Genomic DNA, 23,261 nt, shown 5'->3' with positions numbered 1-23,261 from the left:
GCGCAAAATGCTTATCTGAAGGCGAGCCCTCGGATAAGCATTCTTTCTTTGGCATCCGTATTGACCGCCACGTCACGCATTTCTTGAATGCGTGACGTGGCGCGTTATCTAGCCCTTATTGCAGGAGCTTCAGAACCTGCTGCGGCATCGAGTTCGCTTGCGCGAGCACCGAGATGCCAGCTTGCTGCAGCACTTGAGCCTTCGACAGGTTGGCGGTTTCCTGTGCGAAGTTCGCGTCGGTGATCTGTGCGCTGGCTGCGTTCAGGTTGGTCGATTGCGCAGTCGTTTGCGAGATCGCTGCCTGGTAGATGTTGATGTCCGAACCGAGCTGAGCTTGTGCGGTGTTGATCGTCGTCAGCGCCGTGTCGACCGTGTCCATCATCGTCTGCGCGGCGGCGTAGGTCTTGACGTTGCCGGTCAGGCCGAGCGTCGCCGTATCGTACTTGCCAGTCAGATCCAGCGACAGTTGTTGGCCAGATTTTTCACCGATCTGGAAATTCAGCACCGCGCCGGCGTTCGCGGTACCGTCGAGCAAGTTGATGCCGTTGAACGTCGTTTGGCTGGTAATCCGGCCGATTTCGGTAATACGCGCTTGCACTTCGGTGTCGAGATTGTTGGCTGCAGCCGAGCCGATCGAATCGTCCGAAGCCTGAACTGCCAGTTGGCGGATACGTTGCAGGTTGGCGGTAATTGCCGAGAGGCCGCTCGAAGCAGTTTGAGCCATCGACACCGCGTTGTTCGCGTTCGCGACGCCTTGGTTGTACGCGTTGATCGACGCCGTCATCGTCGTCGAGATCGCGAGGCCGGCTGCGTCATCTGCTGCCGAGTTGATGCGCTTGCCCGACGACAGGCGGTTGATTGCCTGCGACAGCGCGTTCTGCGTATTCGACAGGTTGGTTTGCGCCGTTTGCGAATAAAGGTTGGTGTTGATATTCAGCATTTCTATCCTCGTTTTTGGAAAACGCCCGGTTTAAATTTGGCTGTTTCGTGTTCGGCGTCGCGCTTTTTGGCATCCTGCATCGCCCGCCTTTCCTGGTTGTCGGCGACCATGCGACCAAACTTTAGGGGCAGATGCGAAGTTGCTTTGGCGTACCGGCTGGCCGAACTGGCTCTGTGGTTTGCCAAGCATGGCCTCGACGCCTGCGTATGCGCTTTCGTTCGTTCGGTGTGAGGACCTGCGGCGCTCCCACGCGGCAGCCGGTTGACGTACCGACGATGCCGCACCGGACGTGCGGCTGGCCTGTTGAATTCCGCGCGTGGTCCAGCGAGACCCGTGGCAGATTCGGTTTTGACAAGGAATACTGTTGAAGCTGAAGCAATGACTGGACGCGGATCGCGTTCCGGCGAGGTGCGGACATCAACCACATTTTTAGGTTGGGGGCGGTACGGATCGGTTGGGAGATGGCAGGCGGCGCGGTAGTCGCTCGGTTTGCAGCCGGCAGCCGATTTTTTTTGTTGTTAGTAGGTAAGCACGCAAAGCCCTGCTGGTACCAATGGATACGTGCATGCAGTGCCGGCCGCCTCAGAACCAGACCTCGGTGGTTCGAAACCAAATTGGAGGGGGCGCCGAAGATTTGGCTCTATTTTTTATAGTGGGGAAGCACCAGGGGCATTGGGTGCGTTTGGGTAGAGTCTGGCGCGCATTTAAAGGGCCCGAACGGCGCGCGGCAAGGCTGGACGGGCGTTCGAACGCCTGCGATGCGTGATTGCGACGGAAAAGTGGTAAACCGGTAGGCGAAGCTATGTTTACCTGATATCATGGCGGGCTGAATTGAGATTTTCTGTCACGCCTATGCCGTCTCGGCATTCCTGCTGGCAGTCAAACGCGGCGCTGCACGCGGCTTGTGAAGCGTACCCGCGGTGCTTTGTGCCTCTCTTTTCCGGCCTCCGAGGCCGTATTTCCGCTCGTTTCGCCTGTTGTGGGGACGCCCGGATGGCCGGTGCGTGGCGCTTGGCCGCTACGTTTTTGACCGTTTAAGCAATTTAGGAACGACATGACGACGATTCTTCTGAAGGAAAACGAGCCGTTCGAAGTGGCGATTCGCCGCTTTCGCCGTGCTATCGAAAAAAATGGCCTGATCGCTGAACTGCGCGAACGCCAGTCCTACGAAAAGCCGACCGCAGTCCGCAAGCGCAAGAAGGCAGCAGCCGTCAAGCGCCTGCACAAGCGCCTGCGCAGCCAGATGCTGCCGAAGAAGCTCCACTAAGAGCGTTTACGGTTCGCCGCGAAACGGCGGAGCGTGCTTCGATAGAAGCCGCTCCGTCGTTTTGCTTTTCGGGGCCGGAAAAGGTTGCCGATCGTGGCGGAAAAGTGGCCGATCGACTGCCAGACGGTCGAATGGCCGCACGGCCGCACGGCGGTTCCGCCGGCAGCAAACGGGCAAGGCCGCCGACGTGCTCACCGGGAAATCGGCGCCGCGTTCGGGCTCGCCTTGCGCGGATCACCTGGCGGCGCGTGCTGACGTGCCGGTGCGCGCCAAGGCGACCGGCCCGTGAGCTTCGTCGCCGTCAGCCCGCCTTGCGGCGCCGTGCCGGCTGCTGCTTGCCGCCGAGCGCCGCGCATTGGGCGTGACACGGGCAACTGGTCTCATGGTCGTTGACCATCCCGGTCGCCTGCATCAGCGCATAGCAGATCGTCGAGCCGACGAACTTGCAGCCGTACTCCTTCAGCGCCTTGCTGAGCGCATCCGACTGGGCAGTCGACGCGGGCGCGTCGCGATACGACTGCCACGCGTTCTGGACCGGCGTGTGGTCGACGAACGACCACAGGAATTGCGCGAGCGATCCGTGATCCTCGCGAATGCGCTGCACGGCCCGTGCATTGGTCACCGCGGATTCGACCTTCGCGCGATTGCGGACGATGCCGGGGTTCTCGAGCAGTTTCTCGATGCGCTTCGGCGTGAAGCGCGCGACCGCGTCGACATCGAAGTCGGCGAACGCCTCGCGGTAGCCGGCGCGCATGTTCAGGATCGTCGACCACGACAGTCCCGCCTGCGCGCCTTCCAGAATCAGCATCTCGAACAGATGGCGATCGTCATGCGACGGCACGCCCCACTCGGTATCGTGATAGTGAGCATCCGCTTCCGTCTTTACCCAGTTGCACCGCTGCGACATCGCCGGCCTCGTTCCAGTGTCGATTCGATCGTGCCAGCATAGCGGAAGGCCCATTCACGGTATAGCTGGCCGAACGGCAGATGGGCGCGCGGCACCGATCCGGTTAAGCTTGGCGCCTGTTCGAATCAGCAGGATCAACGCATGACGGCATTCCTTTTTGCGATCGGCATCGACGGCGGCGGCACGGGCACCCGCGCGGTACTCGCCGACCGGCACGGGCGCGAACTCGCGCAGGGGCGCGGCGGCCCGTCGGGGCTCGGCCTCGGCATCGAGCGCGCGTGGGCATCGATCGGCGCGGCCTGTGCCGACGCATTCACGCGGGCGGGGCTCGCGTTCGACTGGTCGCAGTGCGCGCTCGGCTGCGGGCTCGCGGGCGTCAACAATGCCGCGTGGCTCGCCGCGTTCCGCGCGCAGGCGCCGCTCGACGCGCTGGCGATCGAGAGCGACGCCTATACGACCGTCGTCGGCGCGCACGGCGGTGCGCCGGGGCTCATCGTCGCGCTCGGTACGGGCAGCATCGCGGCGGCGCTCGACGCCGCGGGCGACTGCCGCATCGCGGGCGGCTTCGGCTTTCCGTCCGGCGATGAGGCGAGCGGCGCGTGGCTCGGCATGCGCGCGCTCGCGTACGCGCAGCAGGCGCTCGACGGCCGCGTGCCGCGTGACGCGTTTGCCGGCGCGCTGCTCGCGGAAACGGGCGCGCACGATCGCGACGCGCTCGTCCAGTGGTCGTGCGATGCGAACCAGACGATCTACGCGCGCCTCGCGCCGATCGTGTTCGCGCACCGCGACCATTCTTATGCGGCGGCGCTGATCGCGCAGGCCGGCGACGAGATCGGCAAGATGATCGACGCGCTCGATCCGCAGCAGGCGCTGCCGGTCGCGCTGTGCGGCGGGCTGGCCGACGCGCTGGCCCCGGCCGTGCCGGCACGCCATGCGGCGCGGCTGCGCGCGCCGCTCGACGATTCCGCGCACGGCGCGTTGCGGCTCGCGCTGCAGGCGTTGAGGGCGGCTGAAGCAGGGTGAGAGGGGCGCGTGGGCGGCGTGCGATGAGTGGGTTGAGCCGGCCGGGCGGACCGATCGGGTAAAGCGACGGACGGGCACGTTGAGCGGGCAAACTGGACCGAGCGACCGAGCGGACCGAGCGGACCGAGCGAACCGAGCGAACAGCCTGCCCCAGCCGAACCAGCGACGCACCGAAACCCGAACGGCCTGAAACCCGCCCCCATTTCCCAGCCACCCGGCGCGCCCCCGGGCACGACGTTAAAATGGCGGCTCCGCAGCGTCCTGCGCGCCACTCCCCCATCCCCCATCCCCCATGTACAAAGTCATCGCCACCGATCTCGACGGCACCCTGCTGAACAGCGACCACCAGCTCGATCCGTACACGATCGAGACCGTCCGCCGGCTCGACCGCGACGGCCTGCAGTTCGTGATCGCGACGGGGCGTCACTATGCGGACGTCGCCGGCATCCGCGACGTGCTGGGCATCCGGCCGTACCTGATCACGTCGAACGGCGCGCGTGTGCATGCGCCGGACGACACGGCGATCCATGCGCAGGACATCGATCCCGCGATCGTCCGCGGCCTTGTGCAGCCGGGCGTGACCGGTGCGCACGGGCGCGTGATCGTCAACCTGTTCACCGACCGCGGCTGGCTGATCGACCGCGACGCGCCGCACCTGCTCGAATTCCACCAGGATTCGGGCTTCCGATACGACGTGATCGACATGGCCGCGCACGACGGCGCCGACATCGCGAAGGTGCTGTACATCGGCGAGCCGGCCGATCTGGCGGTGGTTGCAGAGCAGATGCGCGTGCGGTTCGGCGATGCGCTGTACGTCACGTACTCGCTGCCCGACTGTCTCGAAGTGATGACCGCCAACGTGTCGAAGGGCCGCGCGCTGCGTACGGTGCTCGCGCGACTCGGCGTCGACGCCGGCCACTGCATCGCGTTCGGCGACAACATGAACGACATCGACCTGCTCGAAACGGCCGGCCACGCGTTCATGATGAACAACGCGAACCCCGACCTGATCGCGCACCTGCCGCACATCCCTCGGATCGGCAACAACTTCGATGCGGGAGTCGCCCGCCACCTGCGCACGCTGTTCGCGCTGGAAGGCACGCTCGACGGCGTCACCGCTTCCTGAGCGGCCATGAAAAACGGGCGCCAGCGGCGCCCGTTCAAATTACCTGCCTCGATGTTGTTCGACAGCGTGAGGCTCGCTGCTCTGCTCGCGTGACCCCGTAGTGTTTTATTCGCTGGTGCGAGCGGATGCGGGCACGAGGCCGACGGCATCGTCGCGCCCCGCGATCAGCGGGTAGACGATCCCCGCAATTGCCGCGCCGATGATCGGCGCGACCCAGAACAGCCACAGCTGGCCGATCGCCTCGCCGCCCACGAACAGCGCGGGGCCGGTCGAGCGGGCCGGGTTCACCGACGTGTTGGTGACCGGGATCGAGATCAGGTGGATCAACGTCAGGCACAGGCCGATCGCGATCGGCGCAAAGCCGGCCGGCGCGCGCTTGTCGGTGGCGCCGAGAATCACGAACAGGAAGAAGCCCGTCATCACGACTTCGCAGATGAACGCCGCGCCGAGCGAGTAGTGGCCGGGCGAGCGCTCGCCGAAGCCGTTCGTCGCAAAGCCGCTGCCGACGACGTCGAAGCCCGGCTTGCCGGTCGCGATCAGGTACAGCACGAACGCACCGAGCGTCGCGCCGACGACCTGCGCAACGATATACGGCGCGAGATCGCGTGCCGGGAAGCGGCCGGCGACCGTCAGGCCCACGCTGACGGCCGGATTCAGGTGGCAACCCGAAATATGGCCAATCGCGAATGCCATCGTCAGCACGGTCAGGCCGAAGGCGAGCGCGACGCCGGCGAAGCCGATGCCGAGGCCCGGAAAGGCTGCGGCCAGCACGGCGCTTCCGCACCCGCCGAGCACCAGCCAGAACGTGCCGAATACCTCTGCAGCCAGACGCTGAGAAAGATTCATGTAAGGATCCCGTTCAAGTGGGTTGAAGACAAACGGATGACCGGATGATTTATTCCGTCACCCCGAATTGGTCTGGATTATAGGAAATGAATCGGCTGGGTGAGGGTCAACGATTGTTAAATTCGAATGGCTGACGAATGGCTTTTATTAGAATAAGTCCGCATTCTCGATATAGCCGATTCGGTTAAAGATGGCAGCATTAATTTTGAAGGGCAGGGCGGCAGTGCGGATGACGTAACGGGTGTTGGCGTTCCGGCCGGAACTGCCGGCGCCGCATCATGAAAAAGGGAGCCGAAAAATGTCTCAATACGCGAAGCTCAAGGCGCAGATCGCCGATCTGCAGGCCCAGGCGGATGACGTGCGTCGCCAGGAAGTGGCGGCGGTGATCGCCGACGTCCAGCGAATGATTGCCGAATATGGCCTGACGGCCCAGGATCTGGGCTTCGCGGAGCGAGCGCGGCGCGGCCGTCCGCCGAAAAAGGCACCGCTCCCCCCGAAATACCGCGACCCGAAGTCGGGTGCAACCTGGAGCGGGCGCGGCAAGCCGCCGAATTGGATCGTCGGGAAAAACCGCGATCGTTTCCTGATCGAATGAGCGCACAAAAAGAAAGAGCCGCATCGACTGCGGCTCTTTGGCGCCTTTGGGTTTTACGCGCCGATTTCGGCGCGAATTTCACCGAATATTTCTGACGAATTTCGGCGTCACGCGCTCGCGACGCGGCGCAAGGTCGGCCGCTTTGCCGTCGCGCAAAGCGATTCGTAAGTTTCGACATAGCGCCGTGCCATCGCTTTCGAGCTGAAGCGCGTATCGAAGCGCGCGCGGATCGCGTCGCGCGACAGGCTGTCGATCCGGTGCAGCGCACCGACCGCGCCCTGGACGTCCTCGACGATGAAGCCGGTCACGCCGTCCTCGATCACTTCCGGCACCGAGCCGCGGTTGAACGCGACGACCGGCGTGCCGCAGGCCATCGCCTCGATCATCACCAGGCCGAACGGTTCCGGCCAGTCGATCGGGAACAGCAGCGCCTTCGCGCCGGACAGGAACGCCGGCTTCTGCGCCTCGTTGATCTCGCCGATGAATTCGACATGCGCCTCGCCGAGCAGCGGCTCGATCACTTCCTTGAAGTAGTCGGCGTCGGCCTTGTCGACCTTCGCGGCGATCTTCAGCGGCAGCCCGCTTTGCGCGGCGATCCGGATCGCGGTGTCGACCCGCTTTTCGGGGCAGATCCGGCCGAGGAACGCGAGATATTCGGGCTTCACGTCCGGTTGCGGCGTGAGCAGCGTGTCGGGCAGCCCGTGATACACGGTGCCGGCCCACGCGGCCTGCGGCAGCGGCTTGCGCTGGTTGTTCGAGATCGACACGACCGGCGCGTCCGGGAACGCGTCGAACACCGGTTGCAGCTCCGGCAGGTCGAGGCGGCCGTGCAGCGTCGTCACGTACGGCGTGTCGAGGCGCGACATCAGCGGGAACGGCAGGTAGTCGAGGTGGAAGTGCAGCACGTCGAATTCGTGCGCGACACGGGCGACCTGCTCGATCAGGCGCATATGGGGCGCCATCGAGTCGCGAATCGACGGGTCGAGCCGCAGTGCGCGCGGCCATGCCGCCTCGAGACGGGCGGACGTGACGGAGTCGCCGCTCGCGAACAGCGTCACGTCGTGCCCCAGCTCGACGAGCGCCTCGGTGAGGTAGGACACGACACGCTCGGTGCCGCCATAGAGTTTCGGCGGGACAGCTTCGTAAAGCGGCGCGATCTGGGCAATACGCATGGACGTTCTCCGGTGTCGACCAGCGCAAAGCGCTCGAGCGCGCATGCTGGTCCGCTGCAGGGTTGCGGAACTCGCCGACGCACGCTGTCTGCGGTGCGTGGCCGGGTCCGTGGCGGGGTGCGCGGGACGCCGGGCGGCAAGCTGCGGGGCGGGCCGGCGCGGCTCCCGCCGCCGCCCATTTGAGTCCATTATCGATATCGCCTTCAGGGGTTCGACTGTTTTTTCAAACACTTAAGGCTTGTTACACCATGAAATACGCGAAAACCCCGATAAAAAGGGTGCGAAAACATAAAACGAGATAGCCACCACAATTGTTGCGCTATCATGAAAAACCACTATAATTTTTACCGATTCAACTTCCGGCAGCCTTGCCGGATGGCCTTCAGCCGGATTCGTCCCATGCGGACCGCATCGCCGACGCATTCGCGCCCCATTCGCCCCCGCCGTTCGTTCCCTTTCAATTCGCCTTGTCGGAAAAATTCCTACACGGTTTACAGACAATTCCTGCGTGGCGTGCGCCACTTCGCTGATACCGGCATAAATGCCGTTTGGCCAGAATTCGCCCTGTAAGACTATAAACGTGCCGGCAGCGCGTCAGCAGGCGCCCGATCGAGCAAACGTTTTCACAATGAAAGGCCAAAGCAAAAGCTCTTAACGGGGGAATCATGAGCGCCACCAGCGAAATGCTCAGTGAGATCAAAGAGGTCAACCTGTCGTACCTCCTCCTCGCGCAGCGCCTGCTGCGGGAAGACAAGGCGATGGGCATGTTCCGCATGGGAGTTTCCCAGGAACTGGCCGACGTGCTCGCGAACCTCACGCTCGCCCAGACCGTGAAGCTCGCGGCATCGAACCAGATGTTGTGCCGTTTCCGCTTCGACGATCACGCGCTGCTGTCGTCGCTCGCCGACAAAGGCCGCAGCGACGTCGTCACGCATGCGCATTCCGCGATCCTGATGGCCGGCCAGCCGGTCGAAAGCGTCCGCTGATCCCTCCCCGCCTTGCGTTCGTGCCGGCGCGCCGCGTCGGCGGGCGGCGTATTGGCGATTCATCCGAACAACGTCAAGCGGACGGTTATTCACCATGGCAAGCAAAAGCGTCGTGATCGAGGTGAAGGAAATCACCCTCGCCATCGAACTGATCGAACTGGGCGCCAGGCTGCAACTGCTGGAGGCGGAGACGAGCCTGTCGCGCGACCGCCTGATCAAGCTGTACAAGGAACTGAAGGGCGCGTCGCCGCCGAAGGGGATGCTGCCGTTCTCGACCGACTGGTTCATGACGTGGCAGCCGAACATCCACTCGTCGCTGTTCTACAACATCTACCGGTTCATGCAGGACCACGGCCGCTGCGAGCCGATCCAGTCGATCGTGAAGGCGTACCGGCTCTATCTGGAGCACGTGAACCTGTCCGGCGACGAGGCCGCGCTGAGTCTCACGCGCGCGTGGACGCTGGTGCGCTTCTTCGACTCGGGGATGCTGCAGATGACGCCGTGCACGCGCTGCGGCGGCCATTTCGTCGCGCATGCGCATGATCCGCATCAAGGTTTCGTGTGCGGCCTGTGCCAGCCGCCGTCGCGCGCGGGCAAGACCCGCAAGGCGGCCGCCGCACGCGCCGGGCTGGCCACCGCCGCGGCCTGAACGCCGCCGGGCGGGGCCGGGCGGGGCCGGGCGGGAGCCGCACGCCTTCCGCACGCCTGCCGCGCGCCGCGCGAACCGGCCGGGGGCCTGCTGGTAAACACCGCCGCGCGGTCGCGGCGCGACCGCCAAAGTTTTCCTGCCGACTGCCGTAAACCTGATTAACGGCGGTCTCCCCGCCGGTCATTCGTGAGGGACAGGCAGTGCTGATTATCGTGGGAACACTCGTGACACTGTTGTCCGTCTTCGGCGGTTACGCGCTGGCAGGCGGGCATCTGGGCGCATTGGTCCAGCCGCTCGAGATCCTGATGATCGCAGGCGCGGGCGTCGGCGCGTTCATCCTCGGCAACGGCATGAAGACCATCAAGGCGACGCTGCGCGTGCTGCCGACGCTCTTCAAGGGCTCGAAGTACACCAAGGACGTCTACATGGAACTGATGGCGCTCCTGTACGTGCTGCTCGCGAAGGCCCGCAAGGAAGGCACGCTGACGCTCGAGGCCGACATCGACGATCCGGACAAGAGCCCGATCTTCACGCAATACCCGAAGATCCTCGCGGATCGCCACATCGTCGAATTCCTGACCGACTACCTGCGCCTGATGGTGGGCGGCAACATGAACGCGTTCGAGATCGAGAGCCTGATGGACGAGGAAATCGAGACGCACCACGCGGAAGGCGAAGGCCCCGCGCACGCGCTGATGCGCGTCGGCGACGCGATGCCGGCGTTCGGGATCGTCGCGGCGGTGATGGGCGTCGTGCACACGATGGCGTCGGCCGACAAGCCGCCCGCGGTGCTCGGCGCGATGATCGCGCAGGCGCTGGTCGGCACGTTCCTCGGGATCCTGCTGTCGTACGGGCTGATCGGGCCGCTCGCTAGCCTCGCGGAGCAGCGCGTCGCCGAGTCGACCAAGATGTTCCAGTGCATCAAGGTGACGATCCTCGCGAGCCTGAACGGCTATGCGCCGGCGATCGCGGTCGAGTTCGGCCGCAAGGTGCTGTTCTCGACCGAGCGGCCGTCGTTTACCGAGCTCGAAGAGCATGTGCGCCGCGTGAAGGCGAAGTGACGCGGAGCATTCGATGAGCAAGAGCAAGGATCGCGCGATCGTCGTCAAACGGGTGGCCCCGCAGAAGAAGGGCCACCACGGCGGCGCCTGGAAGCTCGCGTATGCGGACTTCATGACCGCGATGATGGCGTTCTTCCTGCTGATGTGGCTGCTGAGCTCGGTCACGCCGGTGCAGCTGAAGGGGATCGCCGAGTACTTCAACACGCCGCTGAAGGCCGCGCTGTTCGGCAGCGGCGATCGCAGCTCGCAGGACTCGAGCATCATCAACGGCGGCGGCCGCGACCTGTCGAGCCTCGATGCCGGCACGCTGCGCCGTACCGACGGCACGACGTCGCTCGCCGATCGCGTCGCGAAGGCCGGCGACGACAGGACGCGCTCGCAGGCGCAGGGCGCACAGGACCGGCTCGAGCAGGCGCGCCTGCACGACCTGCAGATCAAGCTGATGGCGGCGATCGAGGCGAATCCGACGCTGCGCCAGTTCAAGCAGCAGATCCGCATCGATTCGACGCTGATGGGGCTGCGCATCGAGATCGTCGATTCGCAGAAGCGGCCGATGTTCGCGATGTCGAGCGACCACGTCGAGCCGTACATGCGCGACATCCTGCGCGAGATCGGCAAGACGCTGAACGACGTGCCGAACCGGATCATCGTCCAGGGCCACACCGACGCGGTGCCGTACGCGGGCGGCGAGGGCGGCTACAGCAACTGGGAACTGTCGGCCGATCGCGCGAACGCGTCGCGCCGCGAGCTGATCGCGGGCGGCATGGACGAGTCGAAGGTGCTGCGCGTGCTCGGCCTCGCGTCGACGCAGAACCTGAACAAGGCCGATCCGCTCGATCCGGAAAACCGCCGGATCAGCGTGATCGTGCTGAACCGCAAATCCGAAGACGCGCTGATGCGCGACGACACGACGACCACGACGCTGTCGGCCGACGCCGCGGGCTCGAAGCAACTGGCCCAGCAGCTCGACGGCACGGCGCCGGCCGCGCGACCGGTGCTCGCGAGCGCCGTCGCCGTGGTGCCGAAACCCTGACGTTTCCAAGATTTCGAGACGCGTATGAAACAACCTTCACGCTCACTTCGTTCGCTGCCCCCCGAGGGGGCGGTCAGCCACCCTGGAGCGGTCCTGCGGAGCCCGACATGATCCGAACCATTCTCGCCATCGACGACTCCGCGACCATGCGTGCGCTGCTGCAGGCGACGCTTGCGCAGGCCGGCTATGACGTGACGGTGGCGCCGGACGGCGAAGCCGGCTTCGACATGGCGGCCACCGTGCCGTACGACCTGGTGCTGACCGACCAGAACATGCCGCGCAGGAACGGCCTCGAGGTGATCGCCGCGCTGCGCAAGCTGACGGCGTATGCGGACACGCCGATTCTCGTACTGACGACCGAAGGCAGCGATGCGTTCAAGGACGCCGCGCGCGACGCGGGCGCGACCGGCTGGATCGAAAAGCCGATCGACCCGGCCGTGCTGATCGACCTGGTCGCGACGCTGTCCGAGCAGACCGCCTCCTGACATGAACGCGACGAATCCAACCGGTGACCGGGCATGACTCTCGACATCACGCAGTTCTACCAGACCTTTTTCGACGAAGCGGACGAGTTGCTCGCGCAGATGGAGCAACTGCTGTTGAACCTCGACGTCGGCTCGCCGGACCCCGAGGACCTGGCCGCGATCTTCCGCGCCGCGCATTCGATCAAGGGCGGCGCGGCGACGTTCGGCTTTTCCGCGCTGACCGAGACGACCCACATCCTCGAGTCGCTGCTCGACCGCGCGCGCAACCATGAGCTGACGCTGACCAAGGAAATGGTCGACGCGTTCCTCGAGACCAAGGACGTGCTGTCCGACCAGCTGGTCGACTATCGCGCGAGCGCGGAACCGGACGCGGCGGCTGCCGCGACGATCTGCGCGAAGCTCGAACGCCTGAAGGCGGAGAGCGGCGCGGGCGCCCCCGCGGACGTCGCACCTGCCGCGCCTGCCGTGGAGACTGCACCGGCGCCGGCCGCCGCTACCTCCGCCAGCGACCGCGCGCCCGATCACGTGGTCGAACAGGCGGTCGCGGCCGCGCATCCGGCGGCGGCTGCCGGCACGGACGGCCCGCACCTGAAGATCACGCTCCTCGGCGTCGACGCGAAGGACCAGGCGCTGCTCACCGAGGAGCTCGGCAATCTCGGCCGGATCGTCGGCCGCGAGGAAGCGGGCGCCGACCTGACGCTGTGGCTCGAATCGGACGTGCCGTCCGACGACATCGTCGCCGTGTGCTGCTTCGTGATCGACGACAGCCAGATCCGCATCGCGCGCGGCACCGCGCCGGCCGCACCGGCGGCGCCTGCCGCCACGCCGGCCGCCGTCGAACCGGCCGCCGTCGAACCGGTCGCCGCGCCGGAACCGGCCGCGCGGGTCGAGGTCTTCGCGCAAGCCCCCGGTGCCACCCCGGCCGCCGCCGCACCGCAGGCGCAGCCGAGCGCCGCCGCGCAACCGGCGCCGCAACAGGCATCGCAACAGGCATCGCAACAGGCATCGCAACAGGCATCGCAACAGGCATCGCAACCGGCATCGCAACCGCACGCAGAACCCGCCGCGCAGGCTGCCCAGGCTGCCGCGCACCACGACGACAAGCGTCCGCGCCCGGCCGCCGCCGCATCGGGCGCCGAAGGCAGCTCGATCCGCGTCGGCGTCGAGAAGGTCGACCAGCTGATCAACCTGGTCGGCGAGCTCGTGATCACGCAGGCGATGCTCGCGGAAACCGCGAGCGCGTTCGATCCGGCGCTGCACGACCGCCTGTTCAACGGGATGGCGCAGCTCGAGCGCAACGCGCGCGACCTGCAGGAAGCGGTGATGTCGATCCGCATGATGCCGATGGACTACGTGTTCAGCCGCTTCCCGCGGCTCGTGCGCGACCTCGCCGGCAAGCTCGGCAAGCAGGTCGAGCTGGTCACGTTCGGCCAGGCGACCGAGCTGGACAAGAGCCTGATCGAGCGGATCATCGACCCGCTCACGCACCTCGTGCGCAACAGCCTCGACCACGGGATCGAGACGGTCGACAAGCGCGTCGCCGCCGGCAAGGACGGCGTCGGCCAGCTCGTGCTGTCGGCCGCGCATCACGGCGGCAACATCGTGATTGAGGTCAGCGACGACGGCGCGGGCCTGAACCGCGAGCGGATCCTCGCGAAGGCCGCGAAGCAGGGCATGCAGATTTCCGAAAACATCAGCGACGACGAAGTCTGGCAGCTGATCTTCGCGCCGGGCTTCTCGACCGCCGAAACCGTGACCGACGTGTCGGGCCGCGGCGTCGGGATGGACGTCGTGAAGCGCAACATCCAGTCGATGGGCGGCCATGTCGAGATCACGTCGCAGGCCGGTCGCGGCACGACCACGCGGATCGTGCTGCCGCTCACGCTGGCGATCCTCGACGGGATGTCGGTGAAGGTCGGCAGCGAGATCTTCATCCTGCCGCTGAATTTCGTGATGGAGTCGCTGCAGCCGTCGAACGACGACATCTACACGGTCGGCAACGGCGAGCGCGTGGTGCGCGTGCGCGGCGAATACCTGCCGCTCGTCGCGCTGCACGAGGTGTTCTCGGTCGAGGACGCGCGCACCGATCCGACCCAGGGCATCGTCACCATCATGGAAACCGAGGGGCGCCGCTTCGCGATGCTGATCGACGAGCTGGTCGGCCAGCAGCAGGTGGTCGTGAAGAACCTCGAAACCAATTACCGCAAGGTGCACGGCATCTCTGCGGCGACCATTCTCGGCGACGGCAGTGTCGCGCTGATCGTCGACGTCGCGGCGCTGAACCGCGAAACCCGTGCGACGCACGGCGCCCGAGCCGGCGCCGAGCTCGCCATTTTCTGACTCTCGCCATTCAACCGATTGGGGGCAAACGTGTCCGCTGAAGTCCAAATGATCAATCCGGCCGCGGCGAACGCGGCAACCAGCCGCCGCGATGCGGAGCAGGGCGATGCGACGGGCCAGGAATTCCTCGTCTTCACGCTCGGCGACGAGGAGTACGGGATCGACATCCTGAAGGTGCAGGAAATCCGCGGCTACGACAGCGTCACGCGCATCGCGAACGCGCCGGACTTCATCAAGGGCGTGATCAACCTGCGCGGGATCATCGTGCCGATCGTCGACATGCGGATCAAGTTCCATCTCGGCCGCGTCGAGTACGACCACCAGACGGTGGTGATCATCCTGAACGTGTCGAACCGCGTGGTCGGGATGGTGGTCGACGGCGTGTCGGACGTGCTGACGCTGCAGACCGACCAGATCATGCCGGCGCCGGAATTCGGCGCGACGCTGACGACCGAGTACCTCACGGGCCTCGGCACGGTCGACGGCCGGATGCTGATCCTGATGGACATCGAGAAGCTGATGTCGAGCCGGGAAATGGCGCTGATCGAGACGCTCGGCGCGTAAGCGCGCCGCGCGCGCAGGAACTTCGGGAGAATCTGCAATGTTGCATAACTGGTCGATCCGCACGACGCTCACGGCGGTCGGACTCATCCTCGTGGGCCTGGCCGCCGCGGTCGGCGGGCTCGGCCTCTACGCGCTCGATCGCGCGAGCCGCTCGCTCGACGAGATCGCGCACGTCGACTTGCCGGCGATCCATGCGCTCGACGACACGTCGGCGCAGTTGCTGCGCGCGCGCGTGGCGCTCGACCGCTTCCGCACCCTGACCGAAGCCGGCAACACGGCCGAGGCGGGCAAGGTGCTCGACCGCGCGCAGGAGCTGTACGCGAAGTCGAGCCAGAACTGGCAGGCGTTCCAGGCCACGCCGAAGCTCGGCATCGAGCAGGCGCTCGTCGACGAGCTCACCGCACGCTATACGACGATCGTGAAGGAAGGCGTCGAGCCCGAGTTCGCGGCCGCGCGCGCCGGCGACATGGCCGCGTATCACGCGGTCGCCGACACGAAGATCAGCCCGATGTTCGTCGCGTACGACCAGACGGCATCGGCCGTGGTCGCGGCGCTGCAGAAGCGCGCGAACGACCGCCAGACCGCGACGCAATCGCAGATCTCGCTGATGATCGGCCTGATCGCGGCCGGCATCGCGATCGCGTTCGTCGTCGTGATCGCGATCCGCTTCGTGCTGCGCGGGCTGATCGTGAAGCCGCTCGAGGACGCGATCGCGCACTTCGAGCGGATCGCCGGCGGCGACCTCACGCAGCCGGTGAACGTGTTCAGCAACAATGAGATCGGCCGCCTGTTCGGCGGCATCAAGCGGATGCAGGACGCCGTGACGGCGATGGTGCAGGCCGTGCATCGCGGCACCGAATCGATCGACGTCGGCGCGCGCGAGATCTCGACCGGCAACACCGACCTGTCGCAGCGCACCGAGGAGCAGGCCGCGTCGCTGCAGGAAACCGCATCGAGCATGGAGCAGCTGACCGGCACCGTGCGGCAGAACGCGGAGAACGCGCGGCAGGCGAGCCAGCTCGCGGTGAACGCGTCCGACATCGCGACGCAGGGCGGCGAGGTGGTCGGCCAGGTCGTGTCGACGATGCAGGACATCGCGGCCAGCTCGGGCAAGGTCGTCGACATCATCGGCACGATCGAAGGCATCGCATTCCAGACCAACATCCTCGCGCTGAACGCGGCGGTCGAAGCCGCGCGGGCCGGCGAGCAGGGCCGCGGCTTCGCGGTGGTCGCGGGCGAAGTGCGCTCGCTCGCGCAGCGCAGCGCGAGCGCCGCGAAGGAAATCAAGCAGTTGATCGGCGATTCGGCCGAGAAGGTCGACAGCGGGTCGGCGCTCGTCGCGCGGGCCGGCTCGACGATGGACGAGATCGTGCAGGCCGTGCGCCGCGTGACCGACATCATGGGCGAGATCAGCGCCGCGTCGGACGAGCAGTCGACCGGCATCGAGCAGGTCAATCGCGCGGTCGGCCAGATGGATTCCGTCACGCAGCAGAACGCGGCGCTCGTCGAGCAGGCCGCGGCCGCCGCCGCGTCGCTCGAGGAGCAGACGCGCCAGATGAAGGCGGTCGTGTCGGCGTGGCGCGTCGCGGGCGGCATCGCGCTCGCGCCGTCGCGCGGCGCCGCACGCCCGGCCGCGCACGCATCGGCGCCGGCGCTGGCGTCGCCGTCGGAACGCCGCCATGAAACCGCGCCGGCCGCATTGCCGGCACCGCAGGCGGCCGTTCAGCCGGCGCGCCGCGCGTCGCCTGCGCCCGCGTCGCATGCGTCACATGCATCGGCACCGGCCGCGAGCCACGAAACGAAGCGTGCGCCGGACGCCGCCGCACGCACGGCGAAGGAAGCGCCGGCCGCGGGCGGCTACGGCCCGCGTCTCGCGAAGGCGGCCGCCGCACCGGCGCACAAGCCGGCCGACAAGCCCGCGCTGGTGCGTCCGGCGCTGAGCAGCGAGAAGCCGGCGCTGGCCGCGGCCGGCACGTCCGATGACGACTGGGAGACCTTCTAAGCCATGCCGTCCGCGCGCGCACCGTTTCGACCCGATGCACCGGATGCCTCGCCCCGCGCGGGCGAGCCGGGGCGCGACTTCGCGTTCACCGGCGCGGATTTCGCACGCATCCGCGCGCTGATTCATCAACGCGCGGGCATCTCGTTGTCCGAGCACAAGCGCGACATGGCGTACAGCCGGCTCGCGCGCCGGCTGCGCGCCCGCGGCCTCGACACGTTCCGCGACTACCTCGACCTGCTCGAGCAGGAGGACGATCCGCTCGAGTGGGAGGCGTTCACCAACGCGCTGACGACGAACCTGACCGCGTTCTTCCGCGAGTCGCACCATTTCCCGATCCTGGCCGACTTCGTGAAGGGGCGCGCGGCGCCCGTGTCGGTGTGGTGCTCGGCGGCGTCGACCGGCGAGGAGCCCTATTCGATCGCGATCACGCTGATCGAGGCGCTCGGCGAATCGGCTGCGCGCGGCGCATCGATCCTCGCGACCGACCTCGACACGCAGGTGCTCGCGAAGGCCGAGGCCGGCATCTATACGTACGACCAGGTCAAGCACCTGAGCCCGGAGCGGCTCAAGCGCTTCTTCCTGAAGGGCACCGGCGCGCAGGCCGGCCGCGTGAAGGTGCGCCCGGAGCTGCGCGCGATGATCCGCTTCGAGCAGCTGAACCTGACCGATGCCGACTACGGGATCGCGAAGCCGTTCGACGCGATCTTCTGCCGCAACGTGATGATCTATTTCGACAAGCCGACGCAGGGGCAGGTGCTGTCGCGCTTCGAGCCGCTCGTGAAACCGGGCGGGCTGCTGTTCGCCGGGCATTCGGAGAATTTCACCTACGTCTCGCAGGCGTTCCGGCTGCGCGGGCAGACGGTGTATGAGCTGACGCGCGCCCCGAAGGAAGTGCCCTTGGGGCACGACGCCGCGCCGGGCCTGCGCCCGCGCGGCGCGGCGCCGGCCGCGGCGGTGCCGCCGCGCGCCCATGCGCGTGCCGCGGGCGCCGCGCCCGCTTACGGAGAACGCGGATGAGCGCGCTGCCGATCGCCACCAATCGTTACTTCGACAACCACTTCGAGCGCCCCGGCGTGAAGCTGCTGCCGAACGAGTTCTACACGACGTCCGAGGACATGGTGCTGATGACCGTGCTCGGCTCGTGCGTCGCCGCGTGCCTGCACGACCCGATCGCGGGCATCGGCGGGATGAATCACTTCATGCTGCCCGACGACGGCGCCGACGCCGGCGCGGCCGCATCGGAGTCGATGCGCTACGGCGCGTATGCGATGGAAGTGCTGATGAACGAACTGATCAAGGCCGGCGGGCGCCGCGAGCGCCTCGAGGCGAAGGTGTTCGGCGGCGCGGCCGTGCTGGCAGGGATGACGACCATCAACATCGGCGACCGCAACGCGGATTTCGTGCGCCGCTATCTCGCGCTCGAGCGCATCCGCATCACCGCGGAGGACCTGCAGGGCGTGCACCCGCGCAAGGTCGCGTTCATGCCGCGCAGCGGGCGCGCGATGGTGAAGAAGCTGCGGCTGCAGGTGCCGGGCGTGACCGAGCGCGAAGCCGCGCTGGCGCGCGAGGCCGACCGCGTGCACGCCGCCCGGACGCGCGCGCACGTCGAGCTGTTCGCGGCGAAGCGCCCGGCCGCGCCGCCGCCGGCGCGCCCGCGCATCGAGCTGTTCGGCGCACGCGGCGGCGCGGGCGCGCAGCCGGCGAACGCGAAGGCCACCAGCCCGAACGCCGGCAGCCCGTACGCGGCCAACCATTCGAGAAAGCAGGAGGCATGACCGCAGTGCAGAAGATCAAAGTGTTGTGCGTCGACGATTCGGCGCTGATCCGCAGCCTGATGACGGAGATCATCAACAGCCAGCCCGACATGACGGTATGCGCGACCGCGCCCGATCCGCTCGTCGCGCGCGAACTCATCAAGCAGCACAACCCGGACGTCCTGACGCTGGACGTCGAAATGCCGCGCATGGACGGCCTCGACTTCCTCGAGAAGCTGATGCGCCTGCGGCCGATGCCGGTCGTGATGGTGTCGTCGCTGACCGAGCGCGGTTCCGAGATCACGCTGCGCGCGCTCGAACTCGGCGCGGTGGATTTCGTCACGAAGCCGCGCGTCGGGATCCGCGACGGCATGCTCGACTACGCGGAAAAGCTCGCGGACAAGATCCGCGCGGCGTCGCGCGCCCGCGTGCGCCAGGCACCGCAGCCGCAGGCGGCCGCCGCGCGCACCGCGAGCGGCCAGCCGGCCGCGCCGATGATCAACAACCCGCTCGTCAGTACCGAGAAGCTGATCATCATCGGCGCGTCGACGGGCGGCACCGAGGCGATCCGCGAGGTGCTGACGCCGCTGCCGCCGGATGCGCCGGCGGTGCTGATCGCGCAGCACATGCCGCCCGGCTTCACGAAGTCGTTCGCGCAGCGGCTGAACGGCCTGTGCCGGATCGCGGTGAAGGAAGCCGAGCACGGCGAGCGCGTGCTGCCGGGCCATGCGTACATCGCACCGGGCCATGCGCACCTGCTGCTCGCGCGCAGCGGCGCGAACTACATCGCGCAGCTGTCCGACGAGCCGCCGGTGAACCGCCACCGGCCGTCGGTCGACGTGCTGTTCCGCTCGGCGGCGCAGCACGCGGGCAAGAACGCGATCGGCGTGATCCTCACGGGGATGGGGCGCGACGGCGCGGCCGGCCTGCTGGACATGAAGCGCGCGGGCGCCCACACGTTCGCGCAGGACGAGGCGAGCTGCATCGTGTTCGGGATGCCGCGCGAGGCGATCGCGCTCGGCGGCGCGGACGAGGTCGCGCCGCTTGCGGAGATGAGCCGGCGCGTGATGGCGCGGCTGGCGACGATGGGTGACCGCGTGCAACGCGTCTGAATGAAATGTCACGGGGCACGTGCGAAGCCGCGGGCCCCGACGGTAACGAATCTGCAAAGGAACGACGATGGACAAGAGCATGAAAATCCTGGTGGTGGACGATTTCCCGACGATGCGCAGGATCGTCCGCAACCTGCTCAAGGAACTGGGCTACACGAACGTCGACGAAGCCGAGGACGGCGCAGCCGGCCTCGCGCGCTTGCGCGGCGGCGGCTTCGACTTCGTGATCTCGGACTGGAACATGCCGAACCTCGACGGCCTCGCGATGCTGAAGGAAATCCGCGCGGACGCGACGCTCACGCATCTGCCGGTGCTGATGGTCACGGCCGAGTCGAAGAAGGAGAACATCATCGCGGCCGCGCAGGCCGGCGCGAGCGGCTACGTCGTGAAACCGTTCACGGCCGCGACGCTCGACGAGAAGCTGAACAAGATCATCGACAAGATGGCCAAGGCCGGGAGCTGACGTGAACGAGCCGATCCATGCGGCGCTCGCCGGCGCTGCGTTCAGCGCCGACGGCCACGCCGAAGGCGCCGATTACGCGAGCGACCGGATCCTCGCGCGCATCGGCCACGTCACGCGCACGCTGCGCGATTCGATGCGCGAGCTCGGGCTCGACAAGCATGTCGAGCGTGCGGCGGAAGCCGTGCCCGATGCACGCGACCGGCTGCGCTACGTCGCGACGATGACCGAGCAGGCGGCCGAGCGCGTGCTGAACGCGATCGAGGTCGCGAAGCCGGTGCAGGCGCGCATCCAGAGCGAGGCCGAGGCGCTTGACGCGCGCTGGGCGCAGTGGTACGCGGCGCCGATCGAGCATGCGGACGTGCGCGAGCTGATGGACGACACGCGCACGTTCCTGCGCGCGCTGCCCGAAGCGACGTCCGCGACCAGCGCGCAGCTGCTCGAGATCATGCTCGCGCAGGATTTCCAGGACCTGACCGGGCAGGTGATCAAGAAGATCATGGACATGGTCTATCTGATCGAGCAGCAGCTGCTCACCGTGCTCGTCGAGAATATCGCGCCCGAGCGGCGCGAGCAGTTCGCGGCGACCGCGGCCGCGCTCGCGGCCGAGCAGATCAGCGCGACCGGCAGCCCCGAGTCGCTGCTGAACGGGCCGCAGATCGCACCGGAAGGCAAGTCCGACGTCGTGCAGGACCAGGCGCAGGTCGACGACCTGCTCGCGAGTCTCGGCTTCTGACCGTGCCGCACCGCACGCCACCGCGCCGCTCTCCGTTCGCGGAGCGCCCGGTGTGCGTGGCTTTCACCCTGCCTCTCCCGCCGAGCCCCCCCGCGCGCGGGTCGTGTCGCTCGTCATGCTGCGCCGCGTCATGCATCGTTGATTTGACACTCCGACACACTCCGCAGGCATACTACGCATCAGCAGCAACGAAGCGTCATTCTTAAGACTTTGATTTGTTGGCCCGCGGCGCCGTGCCTGATGGCGGCACCGCCGGCAACGAAGCCAGTCCCTTTGGGGGGGAACGTGAAGCTGAAACGCTTGGGCTGGGCCGCCGCGCACGCGACGGCTGCAATGGGTGTGCTGTGGGCCGTCCACGCACAGGCCGAACTGGGCGGCGCACCGATGTCGCCGCCGGCGGACGATCACGCCGCCACGGTGCGCGCGCTGCAGCGCGCGATGCGCTCCGCCGACGGCGCGCAGGCGAGCGCGGCCGCCTACACCGTCCGCGAGATCACGCTCGGATCGGGCACCGTCATCCACGAATACGCGAGCGCGGCCGGCACCGTGTTCGGCCTCGCTTGGCGCGGGCCGAGCATGCCGGATCTCGAGTCGCTGCTCGGCAGCTATTTCCCGCAGTACACGGCCGGCGTCCAGGCGGCGCATGCGGCGCGCGGCTGGCGCGCGCCCGTGTCCGTCGACACGAGCGGCCTCGTGATCCGCACGGGCGGCCACATGGGCGCCTTCGCGGGCCAGGCATGGCTGCCGGCGGCGCTGCCTGCCGGGCTGACCGGCAACGACATCCAGTGACAGCGGGAGAGCGATCTTGAGAATTCCTCGTACCTTCAGGCGCTGGCTCGGGCTGCTGAGCGTCGCGGCCGTGACGGCCATGCTCGTGACCGCCTGCGGCGGCGGCGATGACAACGGCGGCGGCAGCGGCGGCAGCGGCGGCGGCAATGGTTCCAACGTATCGGACGGCAATACCGCGAACACGGCCGTGATCACGGTCGGCACCGGCGTCGCGCACGTGATCAACATCCCGACCGTCAACGTGAAGATCTGCGTGCCGGGCACGACGAACTGCCAGGTGGTCAACAACGTGCTCGTCGACACCGCGTCGTACGGGCTGCGGCTGGTCAGCAGCGCGCTGTCGTCGGGCGTGTTGAACAACCTGCCGCAGACGACGAGCGGCGGCGCGCCGGTCGCCGAGTGCGGCAAGTTCGTGTCGAGCTTCACGTGGGGCTCGGTGCGTACCGTCGACCTGTCGATCGGTACCGAGCAGGCGGGTTCGCTGCCGGTGCAGATCATCGGCGATCTCGGCACGACCAACGTGCCGAGCTCGTGCTCGAACAACGGCGCCAGGACGTCGGCCAACACGGCGAGCGACCTCGGCGCGAACGGCATCCTCGGCATCGGGCCGGCGCCGGTCGATTGCGGCACGAGCTGCGCGACGTCGACGTCGGCGACGTCCAACAACTACTACGCGTGCCCGAACGGCAATGCGAGCTGCGCCGTGGCGCTGGTGCCGGTCGCGCAGCAGGTGGCCAACCCGGTCCATCGCTTCGCGACCGACAACAACGGCGTGATCGTGCAGATGCCGAACATCTCGAGCAGCGGGCAGGGCAGCGCGACGGGCCTGCTGACGTTCGGGATCGGCACGCAGGGCAACAACGCGCTGGGGGCGTCGACGGTGCTGACGTCGACGACGACGGGCGACGTGAACGCGACGTTCCTCGGCGGCAACGTGACCGCGTTCTTCGATACGGGCTCGAACGCGTACTTCTTCAACGATTCGGCGCAGAAGGCCTGTACGACCAACACGCAGTTCTACTGCCCGTCGTCGACGACCACCTATACGGCGACGCTGACCGGCCAGAACGGGAAGTCGGGCGGCGTGTCGATGCCCGTCGCGAACGCCGATTCGCTGTTCGCGAATGCGTCGACGTTCGCGTTCAACGACATCGCCGGCCCGTTCGGCGCGGCCGGCTGGCTCGATCTCGGCATGCCGCACTTCTACGGCAAGACGATTTACTTCGGGATGGACCGGACCGCGACCGGCGGCGCGCAGCCTTACGTCGCGTTCTGATTGCGCACGAGCGGCAGCAGGAAGGGGGCGAGCGATCGCCCCCTTTTTTATGGTTCAACCCGGATTACCGGGGAACGCCGCGCCAGCGCCTACGATATAAGACCGGCACCGGTGCCGGCGCACGACATCGAGGAGACA

Annotated in this window: 23 protein-coding genes; 19 read left to right on the top strand and 4 right to left on the bottom strand. The window is 67.1% G+C overall.

Features of this window, described 5'->3' with window-relative positions:
- Positions 1–115: 115 nt before the first annotated feature.
- The gene (locus tag DIE04_RS12885) at positions 116–940 is read right to left on the bottom strand and encodes a flagellin (protein ID WP_124520470.1); all 825 of its coding nucleotides are present in this window, start codon (positions 938–940) and stop codon (positions 116–118) included.
- A 1,054-nt stretch (positions 941–1,994) separates the two neighbouring features.
- Here DIE04_RS12885 and rpsU point away from each other — a divergent pair.
- Positions 1,995–2,207 carry a 30S ribosomal protein S21 gene (gene rpsU / locus DIE04_RS12880; protein WP_006401410.1) on the top strand — a complete coding sequence of 71 codons (213 nt, stop codon included), beginning with the start codon at positions 1,995–1,997 and terminating at the stop codon, positions 2,205–2,207.
- A gap of 301 nt (positions 2,208–2,508) precedes the next feature.
- On the opposite strand, the gene DIE04_RS12875 is transcribed toward rpsU, so the two are convergent.
- Complete coding sequence (locus DIE04_RS12875) at positions 2,509–3,114, bottom strand: DNA-3-methyladenine glycosylase I (RefSeq protein WP_124520471.1); 606 nt, start codon at positions 3,112–3,114, stop codon at positions 2,509–2,511.
- Positions 3,115–3,255: 141 nt separating this feature from the next.
- Between DIE04_RS12875 and DIE04_RS12870 the strand changes: the two genes are divergently transcribed.
- Positions 3,256–4,137, top strand: coding sequence for a BadF/BadG/BcrA/BcrD ATPase family protein (locus tag DIE04_RS12870; RefSeq protein ID WP_124520472.1), 882 nt, complete (start codon positions 3,256–3,258; stop codon positions 4,135–4,137).
- A 292-nt stretch (positions 4,138–4,429) separates the two neighbouring features.
- On the top strand, positions 4,430–5,263 hold the full coding sequence (locus DIE04_RS12865) for a Cof-type HAD-IIB family hydrolase (protein ID WP_124520473.1): 834 nt from the start codon (positions 4,430–4,432) through the stop codon (positions 5,261–5,263).
- A gap of 105 nt (positions 5,264–5,368) precedes the next feature.
- Here the strand turns inward: DIE04_RS12865 and aqpZ are convergent, their stop codons facing one another.
- Positions 5,369–6,109 (bottom strand): aquaporin Z, encoded by a 741-nt coding sequence (gene aqpZ / locus DIE04_RS12860; RefSeq protein ID WP_044849180.1) that lies wholly within the window; start codon positions 6,107–6,109, stop codon positions 5,369–5,371.
- Positions 6,110–6,407: 298 nt separating this feature from the next.
- Here aqpZ and DIE04_RS12855 point away from each other — a divergent pair, with 298 nt between their 5' ends.
- Entirely contained in the window at positions 6,408–6,704 is a 297-nt protein-coding gene (locus DIE04_RS12855) for an H-NS histone family protein (protein ID WP_006489320.1), read from the top strand.
- A gap of 107 nt (positions 6,705–6,811) precedes the next feature.
- On the opposite strand, the gene DIE04_RS12850 is transcribed toward DIE04_RS12855, so the two are convergent.
- Positions 6,812–7,876, bottom strand: coding sequence for a glycosyltransferase family 4 protein (locus DIE04_RS12850; RefSeq protein WP_044849179.1), 1,065 nt, complete (start codon positions 7,874–7,876; stop codon positions 6,812–6,814).
- A gap of 665 nt (positions 7,877–8,541) precedes the next feature.
- On the opposite strand from DIE04_RS12850, the gene flhD reads away from it, so the two are divergent.
- The 15 genes from flhD to DIE04_RS12770 all read left to right on the top strand — a co-directional run bounded on the left by flhD (position 8,542) and on the right by DIE04_RS12770 (position 23,123).
- Positions 8,542–8,862, top strand: coding sequence for a flagellar transcriptional regulator FlhD (gene flhD / locus DIE04_RS12840; RefSeq protein WP_014895554.1), 321 nt, complete (start codon positions 8,542–8,544; stop codon positions 8,860–8,862).
- A 94-nt stretch (positions 8,863–8,956) separates the two neighbouring features.
- The gene (flhC, locus tag DIE04_RS12835; protein WP_124520474.1) at positions 8,957–9,511 is read left to right on the top strand and encodes a flagellar transcriptional regulator FlhC; all 555 of its coding nucleotides are present in this window, start codon (positions 8,957–8,959) and stop codon (positions 9,509–9,511) included.
- Between the two features lie 200 nt (positions 9,512–9,711).
- Positions 9,712–10,572, top strand: coding sequence for a flagellar motor stator protein MotA (gene motA, locus DIE04_RS12830; RefSeq protein ID WP_124486860.1), 861 nt, complete (start codon positions 9,712–9,714; stop codon positions 10,570–10,572).
- 13 nt (positions 10,573–10,585) lie between these two features.
- A complete protein-coding gene (motB, locus tag DIE04_RS12825; RefSeq protein ID WP_044849176.1) occupies positions 10,586–11,605 on the top strand; it encodes a flagellar motor protein MotB in 1,020 nt (339 codons plus the stop codon).
- Positions 11,606–11,712: 107 nt separating this feature from the next.
- On the top strand, positions 11,713–12,090 hold the full coding sequence (locus DIE04_RS12820; protein ID WP_044849175.1) for a response regulator: 378 nt from the start codon (positions 11,713–11,715) through the stop codon (positions 12,088–12,090).
- Positions 12,091–12,123: 33 nt separating this feature from the next.
- Positions 12,124–14,430: a chemotaxis protein CheA gene (gene cheA / locus DIE04_RS12815; protein ID WP_124573042.1), complete on the top strand. Its 2,307-nt coding sequence runs from the start codon at positions 12,124–12,126 to the stop codon at positions 14,428–14,430.
- Between the two features lie 48 nt (positions 14,431–14,478).
- Entirely contained in the window at positions 14,479–14,994 is a 516-nt protein-coding gene (gene cheW, locus DIE04_RS12810) for a chemotaxis protein CheW (protein WP_039320139.1), read from the top strand.
- Positions 14,995–15,031: 37 nt separating this feature from the next.
- The gene (locus DIE04_RS12805) at positions 15,032–16,996 is read left to right on the top strand and encodes a methyl-accepting chemotaxis protein (RefSeq protein WP_124520476.1); all 1,965 of its coding nucleotides are present in this window, start codon (positions 15,032–15,034) and stop codon (positions 16,994–16,996) included.
- Between the two features lie 3 nt (positions 16,997–16,999).
- Positions 17,000–18,013: a CheR family methyltransferase gene (locus DIE04_RS12800; RefSeq protein ID WP_124486863.1), complete on the top strand. Its 1,014-nt coding sequence runs from the start codon at positions 17,000–17,002 to the stop codon at positions 18,011–18,013.
- Entirely contained in the window at positions 18,010–18,771 is a 762-nt protein-coding gene (cheD, locus tag DIE04_RS12795) for a chemoreceptor glutamine deamidase CheD (RefSeq protein ID WP_124520477.1), read from the top strand. The genes DIE04_RS12800 and cheD overlap by 4 nt, the downstream gene beginning before the upstream one ends.
- Complete coding sequence (locus tag DIE04_RS12790; RefSeq protein ID WP_044846376.1) at positions 18,768–19,862, top strand: chemotaxis response regulator protein-glutamate methylesterase; 1,095 nt, start codon at positions 18,768–18,770, stop codon at positions 19,860–19,862. The genes cheD and DIE04_RS12790 overlap by 4 nt, the downstream gene beginning before the upstream one ends.
- Before the next feature lie 67 nt (positions 19,863–19,929).
- Positions 19,930–20,325: a chemotaxis response regulator CheY gene (cheY, locus tag DIE04_RS12785; RefSeq protein ID WP_006754880.1), complete on the top strand. Its 396-nt coding sequence runs from the start codon at positions 19,930–19,932 to the stop codon at positions 20,323–20,325.
- A gap of 1 nt (position 20,326) precedes the next feature.
- Positions 20,327–21,058, top strand: coding sequence for a protein phosphatase CheZ (cheZ, locus tag DIE04_RS12780; RefSeq protein ID WP_124486865.1), 732 nt, complete (start codon positions 20,327–20,329; stop codon positions 21,056–21,058).
- A gap of 285 nt (positions 21,059–21,343) precedes the next feature.
- On the top strand, positions 21,344–21,847 hold the full coding sequence (locus tag DIE04_RS12775) for a DUF2844 domain-containing protein (protein WP_124486866.1): 504 nt from the start codon (positions 21,344–21,346) through the stop codon (positions 21,845–21,847).
- A 16-nt stretch (positions 21,848–21,863) separates the two neighbouring features.
- The gene (locus tag DIE04_RS12770; protein WP_124520478.1) at positions 21,864–23,123 is read left to right on the top strand and encodes a DUF3443 domain-containing protein; all 1,260 of its coding nucleotides are present in this window, start codon (positions 21,864–21,866) and stop codon (positions 23,121–23,123) included.
- The last annotated feature ends 138 nt before the right edge of the window (positions 23,124–23,261 follow it).

It is taken from the genome of Burkholderia sp. Bp8994 (genome assembly GCF_003853805.1).
In the GTDB taxonomy this organism is placed as follows: Bacteria; Pseudomonadota; Gammaproteobacteria; order Burkholderiales; family Burkholderiaceae; genus Burkholderia.
This window is presented reverse-complemented; position numbering and strand designations above follow the sequence as displayed.

Coding starts and splice junctions, on each gene's coding strand:
- flhD (WP_014895554.1), top strand. CDS start 8,542: ATGAGCGCCACCAGCGAAATGCTCAGTGAGATCAAAGAGGTCAACCTG.
- cheD (WP_124520477.1), top strand. CDS start 18,010: ATGAGCGCGCTGCCGATCGCCACCAATCGTTACTTCGACAACCACTTC.
- cheW (WP_039320139.1), top strand. CDS start 14,479: ATGATCAATCCGGCCGCGGCGAACGCGGCAACCAGCCGCCGCGATGCG.
- flhC (WP_124520474.1), top strand. CDS start 8,957: ATGGCAAGCAAAAGCGTCGTGATCGAGGTGAAGGAAATCACCCTCGCC.
- cheA (WP_124573042.1), top strand. CDS start 12,124: ATGACTCTCGACATCACGCAGTTCTACCAGACCTTTTTCGACGAAGCG.
- DIE04_RS12855 (WP_006489320.1), top strand. CDS start 6,408: ATGTCTCAATACGCGAAGCTCAAGGCGCAGATCGCCGATCTGCAGGCC.
- rpsU (WP_006401410.1), top strand. CDS start 1,995: ATGACGACGATTCTTCTGAAGGAAAACGAGCCGTTCGAAGTGGCGATT.
- DIE04_RS12820 (WP_044849175.1), top strand. CDS start 11,713: ATGATCCGAACCATTCTCGCCATCGACGACTCCGCGACCATGCGTGCG.
- cheY (WP_006754880.1), top strand. CDS start 19,930: ATGGACAAGAGCATGAAAATCCTGGTGGTGGACGATTTCCCGACGATG.
- DIE04_RS12800 (WP_124486863.1), top strand. CDS start 17,000: ATGCCGTCCGCGCGCGCACCGTTTCGACCCGATGCACCGGATGCCTCG.
- aqpZ (WP_044849180.1), bottom strand. CDS start 6,109: ATGAATCTTTCTCAGCGTCTGGCTGCAGAGGTATTCGGCACGTTCTGG.
- DIE04_RS12850 (WP_044849179.1), bottom strand. CDS start 7,876: ATGCGTATTGCCCAGATCGCGCCGCTTTACGAAGCTGTCCCGCCGAAA.
- DIE04_RS12875 (WP_124520471.1), bottom strand. CDS start 3,114: ATGTCGCAGCGGTGCAACTGGGTAAAGACGGAAGCGGATGCTCACTAT.
- DIE04_RS12805 (WP_124520476.1), top strand. CDS start 15,032: ATGTTGCATAACTGGTCGATCCGCACGACGCTCACGGCGGTCGGACTC.
- DIE04_RS12790 (WP_044846376.1), top strand. CDS start 18,768: ATGACCGCAGTGCAGAAGATCAAAGTGTTGTGCGTCGACGATTCGGCG.
- DIE04_RS12865 (WP_124520473.1), top strand. CDS start 4,430: ATGTACAAAGTCATCGCCACCGATCTCGACGGCACCCTGCTGAACAGC.
- motB (WP_044849176.1), top strand. CDS start 10,586: ATGAGCAAGAGCAAGGATCGCGCGATCGTCGTCAAACGGGTGGCCCCG.
- DIE04_RS12870 (WP_124520472.1), top strand. CDS start 3,256: ATGACGGCATTCCTTTTTGCGATCGGCATCGACGGCGGCGGCACGGGC.
- DIE04_RS12885 (WP_124520470.1), bottom strand. CDS start 940: ATGCTGAATATCAACACCAACCTTTATTCGCAAACGGCGCAAACCAAC.